Genomic DNA, 16,399 nt, shown 5'->3' with positions numbered 1-16,399 from the left:
ATTAGAGGTAGGTTTCCGCATCTGATAATAATAGCCCTTTCTCATCTTTAGCTGAGAGCTGAATTTGAGAGGTGGCTGGCCATTTGATATCAATTTGCGGATCATTCCAGATAATACAGCGTTCTGACTGAGGAGCGTAGTAATTTGTTGCTTTATATACAAATTGGGCAGTGTCGCTCAGGGTTAAAAAACCATGAGCAAATCCTTCCGGAATCCAAAACTGACGCTTATTCTCAGCACTTAAAACCACACCAACCCATTGACCGAAAGTGGCTGAATGTTTGCGAATATCGACTGCAACATCAAAGACTTCACCTTCAATACAACGAACAAGCTTACCTTGGGCATTTGGTTCCAATTGGTAGTGCAATCCACGTAGCACGCTTTTTTGTGACTGTGAATGGTTGTCTTGCACAAATTCGATTTTCTTACCTACAGCCTCTTCAAAACCCTTCTGGCTAAAACTTTCAAAGAAGAATCCACGTGCATCACCAAAAACCTTTGGCTCAAGAATAAGAACTTCCGGAATTGCAGTTTTAATGATATTCATTTATTTACTTTCCAAGTATTTCAGTTACAACACGTTTGACGCCTACGGTCCAATCTGGAATTACTGTAGCAAACGCTCTTTGGAATTTCAGGTTTGATAAGCGCGAATTAAGCGGGCGCTTTGCCGGAGTAGGATATGCTGATGTATCAATGCCTTTAACATTGCTAATAACCAGCGATTCACCGAGATCACGAGCAATATCAAAAACAAACTGAGCATAATCGTACCAGGTTGTTTCTCCACTGGCGACCAAGTGATAAGTGCCATAAAGCGTATGATTGGTCACCGCAGCACGGATAGCTATTGCCGTACAATCAGCCAACAACTCCGCGCCTGTTGGAGCTCCAAACTGATCGTTAATGATCGACAACTCTTCTTTCTCTTTCGCCAAACGCAGCATGGTTTTAGCAAAGTTTGCGCCACGTGTTGCAAAAACCCAACTCGTACGAAAGATAAAGTGACGTGGGTTATTTGAAGCAACTGCAATTTCACCCGCTAGCTTGGTTTCGCCATAGGTATTTAATGGACCGGTGTCTTCATCTTCAAGACGGAAATGTGTACCTTCCCCATTAAAAACATAGTCAGTGGAGTAATGTACAAGCAGCGCTCCCAGAAGAGCAGATTCCTTCGCGATCACTTCCACGCTGTCTGCATTTAATAACTGTGAAAGTTCACGTTCGCTTTCAGCTTTATCTACTGCAGTATGTGCTGCAGCGTTGACCACTACATCCGGTTTGACTTGACGAATAGTCTGCGCAATACCTTCCAGATTAGTCAAATCACCGCATAATTCTTTATCAAAAAAGTCAACAGCAATAACTTCACCCAATGTTGACAAAGAGCGTTGTAATTCCCAGCCAACCTGACCATTTTTACCTATTAATAAAATTTTCATTGTTTTTCCGGCCACAGCGCATTCACTTTTATTCGTTAATCAACATCTGTAGATAACGACCGTAATCCGTTTTGGAGAGTTTCTTAATCTGTTCCGCAACCTGGGCTTTAGCTAACCAGCCTTTACGATATGCAATCTCTTCCAGGCAAGCAACCTTCATACCCTGACGTTTTTCAATGGTATGTATAAACTGGGATGCTTCTACCAAGCTGTCATGGGTACCAGTGTCAAGCCATGCAAAGCCACGCCCCAGCAGTTCAACCTGCAGATCCCCCTGATCAAGATACATCTGGTTCAGGGTAGTAATTTCTAGTTCGCCACGAGCGGAAGGCTTAACACGTTTCGCCATTTCCACTACGTTGCTGTCATAAAAGTAGAGGCCGGTGACCGCCCAGTTGGATTTAGGTTTCAGCGGTTTTTCTTCGATAGAGAGAGCTTTGTTATTTCCATCAAACTCAACCACCCCAAAACGCTCGGGATCCTGGACCTGATACCCGAAGACCACTGCCCCGTTGGTTAACTGCGCGGCAGCTTCTAGTTTTTTACCAAAACTCTGACCAAAATAGATATTGTCACCGAGTACCAGCGCACAAGGTTCATTGTTAATGAACTCTTCGCCGATGATAAAAGCCTGAGCCAGGCCATCCGGGGACGGCTGCACCTCATAGGAGAGGCGGATCCCAAACTGCTCACCATTTCCCAGCAGACGCTGAAATGACGGCATATCTTCCGGTGTTGTAATAATTAAAATGTCACGTATCCCAGCCAGCATCAGCACAGAAATGGGATAAAAAATCATAGGTTTGTCGTAAACGGGTAACAGCTGTTTCGACACCCCCTGAGTAATAGGATACAGACGGGTTCCGGAACCACCCGCTAATACAATGCCTTTCATCATTATGTCCTGTAATTATTAATCCGTCAGACCCAGACGTTCGCCTGCGTAAGAACCATCCATTACACGTTTCCACCACCCCTGATTGTTGAGATACCATTCAACAGTTTTTCTGATGCCTGACTCGAAGGTCTCTTCAGGAACCCAGCCTAGCTCATCCTGTATTTTGCTTGCATCAATGGCATAACGTAGGTCGTGGCCGGGGCGATCGGCGACATAAGTAACTAATTGTGAATAGCTACTAATTCCATCAGGTTTGTTAGAAATAATCTCATCGAGAATAGTACAAATCGTGTTGACCACTTCGATATTCTTACGCTCGTTGTGGCCGCCAATATTATAGGTTTCACCCGCCACACCAGTGGTCACGACTTTATACAGCGCACGCGCGTGGTCTTCCACATACAGCCAGTCACGAATCTGCTCACCGTTGCCATACACCGGCAGAGGTTTACCGGCCAGTGCATTCAGAATGATTAGTGGAATGAGCTTTTCCGGGAAATGGTACGGACCATAGTTATTGGAGCAGTTGGTCACCAGCGTTGGCATGCCGTAAGTACGGCGCCAGGCGCGAACCAAATGGTCGCTGGATGCCTTGGAAGAGGAATAAGGACTGCTTGGGGAATAAGGCGTTTTTTCTGTAAACAGTGGCAATTCTGTACCGGCAGGAACCTCATCAGGATGAGGTAAATCACCATACACTTCATCAGTTGAAATATGGTGGAAACGAAACGCAGCCTTACGGGGATCATCCAGTTGCGACCAGTATTTTCGCGCGGCTTCAAGCAGTACGTAGGTTCCAACAATGTTGGTTTCAATAAACGCAGCTGGCCCAGTAATAGAGCGATCCACATGGCTTTCAGCTGCAAGATGCATCACCGCATCCGGTTGATGTTCTGCGAAAATGCGCGCCATTGCGTCACCATCACAAATATCCGCACGTTCAAAAACGTAACGGCTATTACTGGAAATCTCAGCCAAAGACTCAAGATTACCTGCGTAGGTTAATTTATCAACATTAACAACAGCATCTTGCGTATTATTTATGATGTGCCGAACAACAGCAGATCCAATAAACCCTGCCCCACCAGTGACCAATATTTTCACGTGAATCTTCCGTTTTACTTTTGCTAATTTAAATAACGCACCGGGCAGACTATAAGATGAGCGAAAAACATGCTTTATCAAGGCACGCTACCGCCCCTGGCTCTATAGCTACCAGCGTACTAGATACAACTACCGTCAATTTCTGTGAAAGCGCGTAGAATAACGTAGTTGAAAATCGTTACCAAGCACAAAATGTTACATCTATTTTCTGCTCAAACCTACAGGGAAACAAGAAAAATCTCGCACTGTTAACCAGCTCCGAAGGTACAAATTTCAACCTTAATCACTGAGTCAATTAGCCAAAAATAAAAAGCAGTGAAGACGACTGAAGCCTATTATCTCTTCTTTTGTCCTCAACTGCCTTTACAGTAAGCAAATTCTTGCACGTCTTATTTATGACTACTTAGTGAGCAACTTTTCAATACTTACGCGGAACTTCGGCCCTTCTTTCAGGTTACGCAGCCCGTACTTAACAAACGCCTGCATATACCCCATCTTCTTCCCGCAGTCGTAGCTGTCACCCGTCATCAGCATCGCATCAACCGACTGTTTTTTAGCCAGCTCAGCAATAGCATCCGTCAACTGAATACGCCCCCAGGCACCGGGCTGGGTATGCTCCAGTTCTGCCCAGATATCAGCAGAAAGCACGTAGCGCCCTACTGCCATCAGATCGGAATCCAGAGTCTGCGGCTGGTCTGGTTTTTCAATGAATTCAACAATACGGCTGACTTTGCCTTCGTTATCTAAAGGCTCTTTGGTCTGAATAACAGAGTACTCAGACAGATCGCCTTCCATACGCTTAGCCAGCACCTGACTACGCCCGGTTTCATTAAAACGAGCAACCATGGCAGCCAGGTTGTAGCGCAGCGGATCCGCGCTCGCTGTATCAAGAACAACGTCAGGTAATACGACGACAAACGGGTTATCCCCAACAATTGGGCGAGCACAAAGAATTGAATGACCCAGGCCCAGTAACTGAGCCTGACGAACGTTCATAATAGTCACGCCAGGAGGACAGATAGACTGCACCTCGGCTAATAGCTGGCGCTTAACACGCTGCTCAAGCAACGATTCGAGTTCGTAAGAGGTGTCGAAGTGGTTCTCAACCGCGTTCTTAGACGCATGAGTCACCAGCACGATTTCTTTGATACCTGCAGCTACAATTTCGTCGACAATGTATTGAATCATCGGCTTGTCTACGATCGGTAGCATCTCTTTAGGGATTGCCTTCGTGGCAGGCAACATGTGCATCCCCAGACCTGCTACCGGAATAACTGCTTTCAAATTAATCATTAAGTCATTCACCTATTCAATTGTTGCTGAATTATAGCTTTTTAGCTTGTTTTAGCCAGTATGAATTACATTACTCCGATGCAGCGTATGTTACGCCGCTTAACTTCGCAATGCAGTAATCTTAATCCCATGGAGGTGTCACTTTAGCCAGGAATGGTCGCAAAGTTACCTCTCCCGTCCCGGGAGTCGAAAATTCACCGCTTCGACATTCACCACCTGATGGTTTACCCGGTCGATGTCAACTGAGCTTTGCCCGGTTTCGTTTACCGCATGGACATTCGCCAGCGAGAGTAATGTGTCCTGTTTAGCCATAAACTTGCCGCGCACATCCTGACGGAGATCGAAGTGCATCTTAAGCGCGGGTCCCGTCGCGGATTGCTGCATCACCTTGATGTTACGTAAAAAAAGGTGCTGTGGTTGGTTATGCAACTCAAGCGTGGCACGTTTCATCTCCACATTGGTAATCGCCACAAATGAAGTCGCATTACCAGAGGAGATCTGAATACCGCGCAATTTGTATTCACGTTTCGTATTATCCAGATGGATATTATTTAACTTAAAGTTTTGTGGAATGGATAAATAACGCCCTTTGATTACGCCGTAACCAATGAGCATACCTGCGCTATTCTCCATATTGATATTATCAATTACGAAATTATCACATCCGTAAATAGCGACCGTCGCATTATCAATGCCCGCTTTCTTGCTATAATCCGGGGTGATATTTCGCGCGGTAATATTACGAATAATAAAGTGTTTGCCGTTCTCCACATGGACTAACTGTCGGCAGTCGCTACCGGTGATGTTCGCTACCACAAAGTTTTTTACCGCCAGTTCATCGGGATAGGTATTGTCATAGGTACTCCCCGCCAGACCGATGCCAATGCCCCAGTTCACGTTGCCGTTGGTACAGTTGATACGTTCAATGACATGGTCAGAAATGAGGATGTTGCTGTCGTTTATCGCTACATTCCACTCGATAGCATCACCCTGTAAATCGCTAAAACGGCTGTTCGTGATCTTTACGCCGTCCATTCGATTATGAAAACCCTGACGCAAAATGCCATAGTTAGCGCGCGTGACGGTAATATCATCGATAATCAGATTACGCATCAGCCTCGAGGTTTTACCGCCGATATAGATTTGCGTCACCGGACCGAAACCGCTCATGGCAATCCCTTTTATCACACAGTCCGACCCCCGCACATCGAGGGTAACGTTCCTCAGGCTCCCGCCCTGCTCGCCCATCACCTTGCATCCATCCTGCAGAACAAAGCGCCCACGGCCATTGCCGCTTATTCGCCCTTGCAGGAATAGCGTTTTGCCTGGCGGGATAACGATGGCGGTATTGAGATCCTTACATTCCAGCCCTGTTGGTACGACGACCGTTTGTCCTTCTTTGAACGCCTGCCTGAAAGAGGCCACCCAATCCTGTGGGTTGTAATCCTGAATGTTGACGCTGCCCGATGATTCTAGCGCCCGAACAACGGGAGAATGCAGCACGACAAGCGCAGAGCCTGCCGCCAGAAAAGTACGGCGTGAGAGTTTTTTCTCTGACATACAACCTCGATTTACATCGTTTGCAGCAGACTGGCTAACTGTTTATTGATCGCTAACTGATTAAATTCTTTTGCAATTTTTTCTCGCGCGCACTGCACAATCGGCTGCACCTGCTCACTGTCGAGCAGGCTAAATGCCGCTAATCGCTCTGCCAGCGCCTGCGCATCGTTTTCCGGTGCCAGCCAGCCAGACTTGCCCGACTCGACCAGTTCAGGGATCCCACTATGGACGGTGGAAATCACCGGGATGCCCACCGCCATCGCCTCCATCAGCGCCACCGGGATCCCCTCCATATCGCCATCCCTTCCGGTAATTGAGGGCAGCAAAAAGACATCGGCCTGCTCAAGCATTTCCTTCACCTGATGGCTGGGTTTAAAGCCTGGCATCTCAATCACATCATCAAGTTGATATTGCTCGATCTGCGTACGCAGACGACGCTCCCAGGGGCCTATGCCAAGGATGCGATAACGGAATGCGACGCCCTGCTCTTTCAACTGACGACAGGCTTCGATGGCAACGTGCAGTCCTTTTTTCTCAGTTAACCGGGCGACAGAGATAATCTCCAGCGGTGCGGCTGGCGATTTCAACTCGCGGGGCGTAAAGCGCGTCATATCGATTCCCATGCGCGAGACCGCGATTTTCTGCGGCGGGCACCCCATATTTTTTAAACGTCCGGCCCAGAGGTTGCTGATAGGTAACATCAAATCCCCACGTTCAAACAGTTGCTGATATTCAGGGGTGTAGTGGGCAAGCACATCCCGATGCGAAACATCAATGCCGTGAAATACCGTGGCGATTTTGCCGCGAATCATCCCTAGCTCACGCAGTTTGGCGGCCGTTACGCCTGCGGGTCCAAAATGAGCGATAAACACATCCGCTTCAAACGCCCGCGGGTTCGCGCCACAAATGGCCGCCAAAATCAGATTGCGCGCCTCATCGCCATAGCGTGAAACATTCAGCGCTTTCCAGGTGCCTGCGCGGGTAATACCGCGCAGGGCCGCCACTGCCCTATACTTAAGCTTCGCCAGTTTGCTGTTCGGCTCATTCAGTAACCAGCGCGTTTTTTCACCCAGCCGGTAGGTATTAAATGAGGCATGCGTATTTTCAAGATCGCCCTTCTGCAACGCGACAATTTCCACGTCGTAGCCCATGTCGATAAATGCGGTAATCTGATTGAGTACAAAGGTCTCGGAGGAGAGCGGAAATTTAAGCAGGAAAAAGCCAACCTTCATTTTTCCCCCTCAATACGCGTTAAAACCGATTGCACCATGTTCACCCCACGTTCACGCTCACGCCTAACCGCGTCGCCGAGACGTATGTTCAGCTCAGGTAGCTGTCCGAGAGCATCGGCGACCTTCCCTTCCAGGCTGCCATCGAGCAGATGGCGAATATCGACGGCCATCTCTGCTAACCCCAGTTGTTGCATGATCCCTGCCGATTTATGCTCATAATTAATGGCGATGGCTGGCGTCATAAAATTCATCGAGATGATGGCCGAGTGTAAACGAGTCCCCACCGTCAGATCGCATGCAGCCAAAATTTTCCCCATCTCCAGGTCGTTGAGTTCATCCATCACCACGTGATAACGGCCCGGGTCGTTAACATACTGGCGCAGGTTCAACGCCACCATGCGGTCATCTTTGTTGTAACTATCAATACCGGTACAGGTTGACAGCGCTATCACCTGGTAACCTTCATCAAGGATGCGGTTCACTACCCCAGCAAAAGCTTGCTCATAGGCCTGCTGCGTTGTCCCCAGACGCTTATCAAAAGGAGCCAGCTCACGCAGAGTAATGGCAACGGTCTTCTGTTTTGCCGCCATGTGTAACCAGTGCTGTACGGCATAACCAGGCTCATAATCCTCATCATGGTTATTTACCAGCCAGGCGGTATCTACCCCGGTTTCGACTTTATCCGTGTTTATTGCACTGCGCTTCATCAGATCCAGACTGACGGATTCACGCAAAATCAATGCATTACAGTGTCCAAAAACGTAGTTTGCCAGTTGATTAAACTGTTCATCCTGAAATGGCCCCACGCTGTGGCCAATCATGTACAGCGGTTTTTTCGCCATAAACGTACACAGGGCATGTTCAAACTGCGGTACGCCATACAGATCGACAAAAAACGATCCGCCGACCTGGATAATGGCGTCGTAGTGCGACAGTAGACGAACAAAATCGGTAAACCCCTGGGCGATCGCGATATTGCGCAGATTACCGGAATCGGTGACACGCGAGAGCAGCACCTGATGCTGATAGCGACGACGCAGCACTTTCTTCACGCGTCCCATAACGCCCGCGGCGTTATTGTGTTGCTTCATCTGCGAATACAGCGGATCGCCCATCACCGGGCGGTTCAGCAACCACGAAGAACTCACCGGATAACGGCTCATAACATCCACTTCAGTCTCAGGACGCAACGCGTTAATGGCATCCAGCAAACCGCGCAGAATCGCGCTATCCCCACGGTTCCCACAGGTATGGTTGCCTAAAATTAATAGTTTCATTATGACCTCTTAAAGCGTTGTTCTTATCCTGCACGGAGCAAGGTTTTCATTTTTTCACTGCGGCAGAGCTGGCGTTTTATTTCCACCACTAACGGATGGCGCGACACCACAATCATCGCCGCAAACGCCAGCGCTCCTGCCGCTACCTGGATCCCCAGCAACGCACCTGGCGACAGTTGGCTGCGCAGCATTACGTCCAGCGCATAGCTCACCACAAGGGTAGGTAAAGAGAGATATAACGGCAGCCACAGACTGAGCATGTACTGGCGGTAGCTGGAGCCAAGAACAGGTTTGATCATCACGAAGTAACTGAGGATCGTGTTAATCACCTGGACCAGCAAAAAGCCCAGCGTCACGCCAATCGCCCCGGCCTGATGACCACCGATGAAAATGGCGGGAATAAACAGAAAGGTTTTGAACACATTGAATTTGAAGCTGATGTCGACCCGTGCTTTCGCCATCAGCAGTGAACCGATCGGATTCCCCACAGAGCGCAGCAGTCCAACAATGCACAGCAGTTGCAAGACGGGAATAATACCGTTCCACTTCTCGCCAAATACCAGCGGCACCACATTGTTCGACACCACCATCAATCCCAGGAGTACCGGGAAATTGATGATCCCAACCACCGACAGCAGCTTGTAAAAATTCACCCGTAGCTTTTCACTGTCGTCCTGAATTTTGGCAAACGCCGGAAACAGGACACGGGTAATAATCGGGTTCAGTTTGATCGGGGGAACAACCGCCACGTTCCAGGCGAGATTGAATCCGCCCGCCACACCTGCGCCCAACGTTCTGGCTAAAACCAACGTGGAAAGGTTGGTATTGAGGTAATTGATAATACTGTCTGCCGTCAGCCACGCGCCAAAACGCAGATTCGACGAAACAGATGCCAGCGAAAAATGCAGTCCCGGACGGTAAATCCGGCGACCAAAATAGCCGAACAGCAGCGTTCGTAGCGTACTGTTCACCAGATACCCGAGAATGGCCGTCAGCGCGAGCGGCCAGAAATGGGCGCTGACCACGGTAAAGGTAAAACCGGCCAACACCGAACTGGTTTCAATCATGCCAATTTTGTTGAAGGCCAGCTCTTTTTGCATCAGCGCGCGAAACTGCTGCCCGTGCGGTATCACCACAAACGCCAGCGATAAGGTTTTGATGAGTGGCGCCAGTTCGGGATTATTGAGCACGCTGGCAATCGTCCCGCTAAGCAGAAACATCACCACACATACCACCATACCCAGCCCAACGTTGAGCCAGTACAGCGTCGTCAGCTCAAGATAACCGATGTCTTTGCGCTGAATAATTGAATTGGCGATACCGAAATCCGACAGCGTATCGGCCAGCGCAATGATCACCAGCGACACGGTTAACAACCCAAACTGGTGGTTATCAATAATCCGTGCCAGGACAGTCATCTGGATAAGCCCCAGACCAATAATGATCACCGTAGCAATCGCCGACCACTTTGCGCCATTAAGCGTTTTTTCTCGTAAGCTCATGTTAATACGCCGCTTTGTTCACAAAGCCTTTGAATACCGTCAGAAAAACAATTTTGATATCGAACCACACGCTCCACTCGCGAATGTATTCGAGGTCAAACTCCACACGTTTTTCCATTTTTTCCAGCGTATCGGTTTCACCGCGCCAGCCGTTGATTTGCGCCCAGCCGGTAATGCCCGGTTTTACCTTATGGCGTAACATGTAGCCCTCGATCAGTTGACGGTACTGTTCGTTATGCGCCACCGCATGCGGACGTGGCCCGACGATAGACATCCCCCCGGTCAGGACGTTAATAAACTGCGGCAGTTCATCGAGCGACGTCCGGCGCAGGAAATTTCCCACAGGGGTAACGCGCGGATCGTTTTGCGTCGCCTGCGTTACCACCGCGTCGTTCTCCATCACTTTCATCGAGCGAAACTTCCAGACTTTGATCGGCTTCCCGTCCATGCCATAGCGGGTCTGGCGGAAAATCACCGGACCTTTGGAGGTCAGTTTTACCAGCAACGCAATACCACACAGCACCGGGGAAATAAGCAGCAGGATCAGTGAAGCCATCACGATATCTTCCGCGCGCTTTAACAGGCGATTAATCCCCGAAAGCGGCGTGTCATACAGCGGCACTACCGGAACGCCGTTCATCTCTTCAATCCGTGAATGCAGAATATTGAAGGTAAAGACATCAGGAATGAGGATCACCGAGCAGGTGGTGTCGGCCAACTCACGCACCAGTTTTTTTACGCTGGCGCCATCGCTCATCGACATGGCGATATAAACGTTATGAATGCGTGAAGCTTTGGCGTCGTCCACCAGTTGTTGCAGATTACCGGCCCAGTCGCGGGAGTTTTTTCCAGGGATTGGGTCGTGATAGACCCCCGCCACTTCAAATCCCAGCCACGGTTCATGGCGAAAACTGTCCAGCAGCATTTGTCCGGCGGGCAGGTCGCCAGCCACCGCCACCCGGCGGGTGTTATAACCACGATTACGCAGCCACCCCGCACCGTAGCGAATAAACGAACGACTCAACACCAGGCCGACGCTTGAAAGCAGATACCATGCCAGCCAGACGGCGAGACGGTTATCGAAATCGTTATTAAAGGCGATCAGACCTGCGCTAAAAATCAGACTCAGCGTCCAGTTTTGTAGTAACAGCACCAGCTCAGTGGAAATTTTGACGCCGCGCCAGGAGCGATAAAAATCCGTTATGCCACCGAGCATCTGAAAAACGACCAGCGTGATCAGCGCCACCAGCAGGTGCATATACAGGAAAGGCAAACCGCTTAATTCGCAGATCACCCACAACCCGCCAAACATGATGGTGATATCTGAAAAGCGTTGCACCATCGAAATTAACGACGCATTGGTTTTGGCGCGTTCGCGCTTTTTTAGATGTGTCATCGTGGTTCCTGTTAGTCACCCTTTGCCCATAAGCGGGCAAAGGAAGCACCGGCATTACTGATTCAGTAACGCCAGAAGAGTGCGCGTTCGCGCTTCCATCAACGGAATATTTCCGCGCGATTCCACGTTCAGGCGCACCACCGGTTCGGTATTGGAAGAGCGTAAATTGAAGCGCCAGTCGACAAACGCCATGCTGATACCGTCCGTTCTGTCCACCGTCAGCGCCTCACGGGAAAAGTGCTGCTCCACACGCGCAATCGCTGCCGCCGGCTCTGCCAGCGTGCTGTTGATTTCCCCACTCGCCGGATAGGCCACCATCCGGTCACGGACCAGTTCACCCAGCGACTGTCCTTTCAGACTCAGCAGTTCCGCCACCAGCAGCCACGGGATCATTCCGCTGTCGCAGTAAGCAAAATCACGGAAATAGTGATGCGCGCTCATTTCACCGCCATAAATGGCATCTTCATGGCGCATGCGCTCTTTGATAAACGCGTGCCCGGTTTTTGACATCACCGGTTTACCGCCTGCCGCCGTCACCACGTCCACAGTGTTCCAGGACAGGCGCGGGTCGTGGATAATTTTCGCCCCCGGATTCTTCTCCAGAAACGCTTCCGCCAGCAGGCCCACAATGTAATAGCCCTCAATGAACTGACCTTTTTCATCGAACAAGAAGCAGCGGTCAAAATCACCGTCGAAGGCAATCCCCATATCCGCACCGTGTTCAATCACCGCATTGCGCGTGTCGGCCCGGCATTCCGGCAGCAGAGGATTAGGAATACCGTTGGGAAAATTGCCATCCGGCGTATTGTGAATTTTGATGAACTCGACCGGCACCCCCAGCGCCTTAAAACGGGCTTCAATGGCGTCAACCACCGGACCTGCCGCACCGTTGCCGGAGTTAAGCACCAGCTTCATCGGTCTCAGGCTGCCGGGATTGATGTAACCCAGCAGGTGGTCGATGTAGGCATCGCGGGTAGTAATACGCTGGTAGTGGCCACGTTTTGTCACATCAACCGCCGGGAAGTCGTTGGCTTCCGCCAGGCGCTGCACGTCGCGCAGACCGGTATCACCGCTGATGGGCCGCGCCCCTTCCCGCACCAGCTTCATGCCGTTGTAATCCATCGGATTATGGCTGGCGGTCACTTCAATACCGCCGTCAATGCCAAGGTGGAAGGTGGCGAAGTAAATCTCTTCGGTGCCCGACATGCCAATATCCAGCACATTCACCCCCGCATCCTGCAGCCCTTTCGCCAGCGCCAGCTTCAGCGTCTCGCTGGTCAGACGCACATCGCCGCCCAGAACAATAGATTTTGGCTTCAGGAACTCGCCGTAAGCGCGGCCAATTCGCCACGCAATCTCTTCATTCAGCTCTTCGCCCAGCCTGCCGCGAATATCGTAGGCTTTGAAACAGGTTAATTTCGTCATGATTTACCCTTCTTCAGGCAACAGTTAGCCCTCTCCTGACTGGAGATATTTTTCACAAAATGACTAGCCGTTAGTTTTTAGGCCGGATAAGGTGTTCACGCCGCCATCCGGCAACGATGATGTTGTGTTACGCGCGCCCGTAGCGATCCGCAAACCGCACCACATCATCCTCATCGAGGTAAGATCCGGAGCGCACTTCAATCAGATCGAGCGGGATTTTCCCGGGGTTCTCCAGACAATGGGTCGCCCCCAGCGGAATATAGACAGACTCGTTTTCAGCAAGCAGTTTGATATCATCATTGATTGTCACCTTCGCGGTACCGGCAACCACAACCCAGTGTTCAGCCCGGTGATGATGCATCTGCACAGACAATCCCTCACCAGGCTTGACGGTAATTCGCTTCACCTGGTAACGCTCTCCGGCATCAATTGAGTCGTACTTGCCCCACGGACGATAAACTTCGCGGTGAATATGATGCTCATGACGCCCGTCAGCCTTAATTTGCTCTACCACTTTTTTGACGTCCTGCACCGCGTTGCGATCGGCTATCAGCACCGCGTCTTTGGTCTGCACCACCACCAGATCTTTCACCCCGACGGTCGTCACCAGGCCGGATTCGGCATACACGTAACTGTTTTCCGTTTTATGGCTAATGACGTCGCCGTGATGCACATTGCCTTCAGCGGTATGGGCACTGATTTCCCACAGCGATGACCAGGAGCCAACATCGCTCCAGCCTGCGTTCATTGGCATCACCACCGCATCGGCGGTACGTTCCATTACCGCATAGTCCACAGACTCTTCCGGGCAGGCGAGGAATGCCTGTTCATCAACGCGGATAAAATCGAGATCGGGGTCGACCGTACTCATGGCATTCTCACAGGCTTCAAGAATGTCGGGACGATACTTTTTCAGTTCTTCCAGGTAACGTCCGGCCCGGAACAAGAACATGCCGCTGTTCCAGTAGTAGTCGCCGCTCGTCACGTAAGCCTGCGCGGTTTCCAGATTGGGCTTTTCAACAAACTGTGCCACTTCAAAAGCCACAGCGTCGGTATTCGTCGGCGAGACGTCCCCCCGGCGGATATAGCCATAGCCGGTTTCCGGCTGGTCCGGCACGATACCGAACGTCACCAGCTTACCCGCTCCGGCATAGGGCATCGCATTGCGAACCGCCTCGCGGAATGCCTCTTCGTTGGCAATCATGTGATCGGCCGCCAAGACCAGCAGCAGCGGATCCTCACCCGGACTTTGACGTTTTGCCGCCAGCGCGGCCAGCGCTATCGCCGGTGCCGTGTTACGCCCGGCAGGTTCGAGAATGATGTTCTCAGTCAGCTTGTGCAGCTGTCGTAACTGTTCCGCTACGATAAAACGGTGTTGTTCATTACAGATAACCACCGGGCTTTCGCACTCCACGCCGTTCAGACGGCAAATCGTCGTCTGCAGCATGGTGAGATCGCCTTTCAGGCACAGGAACTGCTTTGGGTACAGCACGCGGGACAGTGGCCATAAACGGCTACCCGAGCCACCGGCCATCACCACCGGAAAGAGTTTGCTTTGACTCATCATGTACCCCGTATATCTGCAAGAAATTGACTCAGCACGTTTTCTTTATCCAGCGTGCGTTCGGCATAATCACGTGCCACCGTGTTTACTTTTGGCATCATCAGCGCCCGTTTAATACCGCAAACCAGCGCGTTTACCGACTCCGGCTCCACGCACACCGCAATGCCAGGGTGAGCGTCACAAAGCTGACCCAGCTCGGTTTCAGGTTCGGCAGTAATAACTGCGTTACCACCAACAGCGAGGATATTGGTCAATTTGGAGGGCAGTACGGCATCAGCCGCACCACGCTTTTGCACGACCAGATGACAATCCGCAATCTTGAGCAACGCTGGCAGCGCGTCATATGATTGCAGCGGAAAGAACATCACGTTATTCAGGCCGCGTTCGCAGGCCATGCTCTCCAGCCGCGCTTTACCACCGCCCTGCCCGACAATCACAAACAGCCAGGGGTGTTCGCTCAACTCGACCGCTGCGTCTATCACGCTCTCCAGCCCCTGCTTTTCACCGATATTGCCTGAGTAAAGAACGATCTTTTGATCGGCAGGCAATCCCAGTTGCCTAGACAACGCCAGGGCATCGGCGTCGCTCACATCACGAAAGCGCGTCACTTCTGACCAGTTCGGAAAGAAAATAACCTTGTGCGGCGCAACGCCTTTTTCCATGGCTTTGTGCATCATGGAACGGGAAATCGTCGAAATATGGTCCATATTCAACAGCCCACTGCGCTCAAAGGCGCTGGCCAGTTTTGCCACCATACCGCGCGTGCCTTTGCCCGCCATTCCTAGCCCCAACATGGCATCGACTTCGTAATCCTGAACGTGCAATAGCGTACGCGCGCCACAAAGCTTTGCCAGCAGGCGCATGCCCGGCGTGCAAAACAGCGTCGGCACCACGCCGATAATGCGATCCGGCTTCCAGCGACGTTGCGCCAGTAGCGGGAAAAAACTGCTCAGGGCGAAACTGCCTAAATGCAGCAGGCGCTTGAGCGTTGAGGGTTGCTCAGGCACATACAGCGGACAACGCCAGACGAGGGCGTCACCCTCTTCACGACGGTAGCGCCAGGATGAATAACTGCCGTTTACCTTCCACTGGGGATAATAAGGCGGCGCGGTGATCACCCGAACGTCATGCCCCTGCTGCGCCATCCATTCCACCATTTCACCGGTGTATTTGCCGATACCGGTCAACTCCGGCGAATAGTTGATGCCATACACGAGGATCTTCATAGCCCGGGTACTCCGGCCTGACTTGTTTTACAGAAGTAAGCCCGACTGTTGTCGTGCACGTGGTCACTGACCAGAATCTGTGTAGCCGCCATCCAACGGTACGCATCATGTTGAACATCAGGCAGTTGCAAGTCGTTTTCCGACACCCGCAGACGAAATCCCAGCACGATGTAATGCGTTGAGAAATCATCCCCAGAAAAGTTGTCGTCATAGAAGTGCTGCCAGACACCGTAAAACTCCGCAGCGGACAGCGGTAAACGTAACCCCAGCTCCGTTTCGGTAAGCCGCTCAAAGGCCACGTGCAGCGGTTCATCTTTTTGCACCCGACCGCCGGGCACGAACCAGTAACCCTGCGCCGGACGATTGAGACGCTTACCGAGCAGAAATTCACCGTGGGTGTTTTCCACGATCAAATCGATGGAAATCAGCGGAGTTGAACGTACTACGGTGGCAAAATCCTCATGACGTAAAAACATG

General features: G+C 51.0%; 14 protein-coding genes. All 14 read right to left on the bottom strand.

Features of this window, described 5'->3' with window-relative positions:
- Position 1 precedes the first annotated feature (1 nt).
- Positions 2–550, bottom strand: a complete 549-nt coding sequence (rfbC, locus tag HV311_RS08850) for a dTDP-4-dehydrorhamnose 3,5-epimerase (RefSeq protein ID WP_181633511.1) — start codon at positions 548–550, stop codon at positions 2–4.
- A gap of 4 nt (positions 551–554) precedes the next feature.
- On the bottom strand, positions 555–1,445 hold the full coding sequence (gene rfbD / locus HV311_RS08845; protein WP_191220985.1) for a dTDP-4-dehydrorhamnose reductase: 891 nt from the start codon (positions 1,443–1,445) through the stop codon (positions 555–557).
- 28 nt (positions 1,446–1,473) lie between these two features.
- Positions 1,474–2,340, bottom strand: a complete 867-nt coding sequence (gene rfbA, locus HV311_RS08840; RefSeq protein ID WP_181633686.1) for a glucose-1-phosphate thymidylyltransferase RfbA — start codon at positions 2,338–2,340, stop codon at positions 1,474–1,476.
- Between the two features lie 18 nt (positions 2,341–2,358).
- On the bottom strand, positions 2,359–3,447 hold the full coding sequence (gene rfbB, locus HV311_RS08835; RefSeq protein ID WP_181599280.1) for a dTDP-glucose 4,6-dehydratase: 1,089 nt from the start codon (positions 3,445–3,447) through the stop codon (positions 2,359–2,361).
- 399 nt (positions 3,448–3,846) lie between these two features.
- Positions 3,847–4,740, bottom strand: coding sequence for a GalU regulator GalF (galF, locus tag HV311_RS08830; RefSeq protein ID WP_103283994.1), 894 nt, complete (start codon positions 4,738–4,740; stop codon positions 3,847–3,849).
- 165 nt (positions 4,741–4,905) lie between these two features.
- Entirely contained in the window at positions 4,906–6,300 is a 1,395-nt protein-coding gene (gene wcaM / locus HV311_RS08825; RefSeq protein ID WP_191220984.1) for a colanic acid biosynthesis protein WcaM, read from the bottom strand.
- Positions 6,301–6,311: 11 nt separating this feature from the next.
- Entirely contained in the window at positions 6,312–7,532 is a 1,221-nt protein-coding gene (gene wcaL, locus HV311_RS08820; RefSeq protein ID WP_191220983.1) for a colanic acid biosynthesis glycosyltransferase WcaL, read from the bottom strand.
- Positions 7,529–8,809 (bottom strand): colanic acid biosynthesis pyruvyl transferase WcaK, encoded by a 1,281-nt coding sequence (gene wcaK, locus HV311_RS08815; RefSeq protein WP_101700040.1) that lies wholly within the window; start codon positions 8,807–8,809, stop codon positions 7,529–7,531. Before wcaK ends, wcaL begins: the two co-directional genes overlap by 4 nt.
- Before the next feature lie 23 nt (positions 8,810–8,832).
- Positions 8,833–10,311, bottom strand: coding sequence for a colanic acid undecaprenyl disphosphate flippase WzxC (gene wzxC, locus HV311_RS08810; RefSeq protein ID WP_019077129.1), 1,479 nt, complete (start codon positions 10,309–10,311; stop codon positions 8,833–8,835).
- A gap of 1 nt (position 10,312) precedes the next feature.
- Positions 10,313–11,707, bottom strand: a complete 1,395-nt coding sequence (gene wcaJ, locus HV311_RS08805) for an undecaprenyl-phosphate glucose phosphotransferase (protein WP_191220982.1) — start codon at positions 11,705–11,707, stop codon at positions 10,313–10,315.
- 54 nt (positions 11,708–11,761) lie between these two features.
- Positions 11,762–13,132 (bottom strand): colanic acid biosynthesis phosphomannomutase CpsG, encoded by a 1,371-nt coding sequence (gene cpsG / locus HV311_RS08800; protein WP_181633506.1) that lies wholly within the window; start codon positions 13,130–13,132, stop codon positions 11,762–11,764.
- Positions 13,133–13,259: 127 nt separating this feature from the next.
- Positions 13,260–14,696: a mannose-1-phosphate guanyltransferase gene (cpsB, locus tag HV311_RS08795; RefSeq protein ID WP_191221185.1), complete on the bottom strand. Its 1,437-nt coding sequence runs from the start codon at positions 14,694–14,696 to the stop codon at positions 13,260–13,262.
- Positions 14,696–15,922, bottom strand: coding sequence for a colanic acid biosynthesis fucosyltransferase WcaI (gene wcaI / locus HV311_RS08790; RefSeq protein WP_109017420.1), 1,227 nt, complete (start codon positions 15,920–15,922; stop codon positions 14,696–14,698). Before wcaI ends, cpsB begins: the two co-directional genes overlap by 1 nt.
- Complete coding sequence (locus HV311_RS08785; protein ID WP_019077132.1) at positions 15,919–16,398, bottom strand: GDP-mannose mannosyl hydrolase; 480 nt, start codon at positions 16,396–16,398, stop codon at positions 15,919–15,921. The genes wcaI and HV311_RS08785 overlap by 4 nt, the downstream gene beginning before the upstream one ends.
- Between the last annotated feature and the right edge of the window lies 1 nt (position 16,399).

Source organism: Citrobacter sp. RHBSTW-00881, from assembly GCF_013728515.1.
Lineage (GTDB): Bacteria > Pseudomonadota > Gammaproteobacteria > Enterobacterales > Enterobacteriaceae > Citrobacter > Citrobacter braakii.
This window is presented reverse-complemented; position numbering and strand designations above follow the sequence as displayed.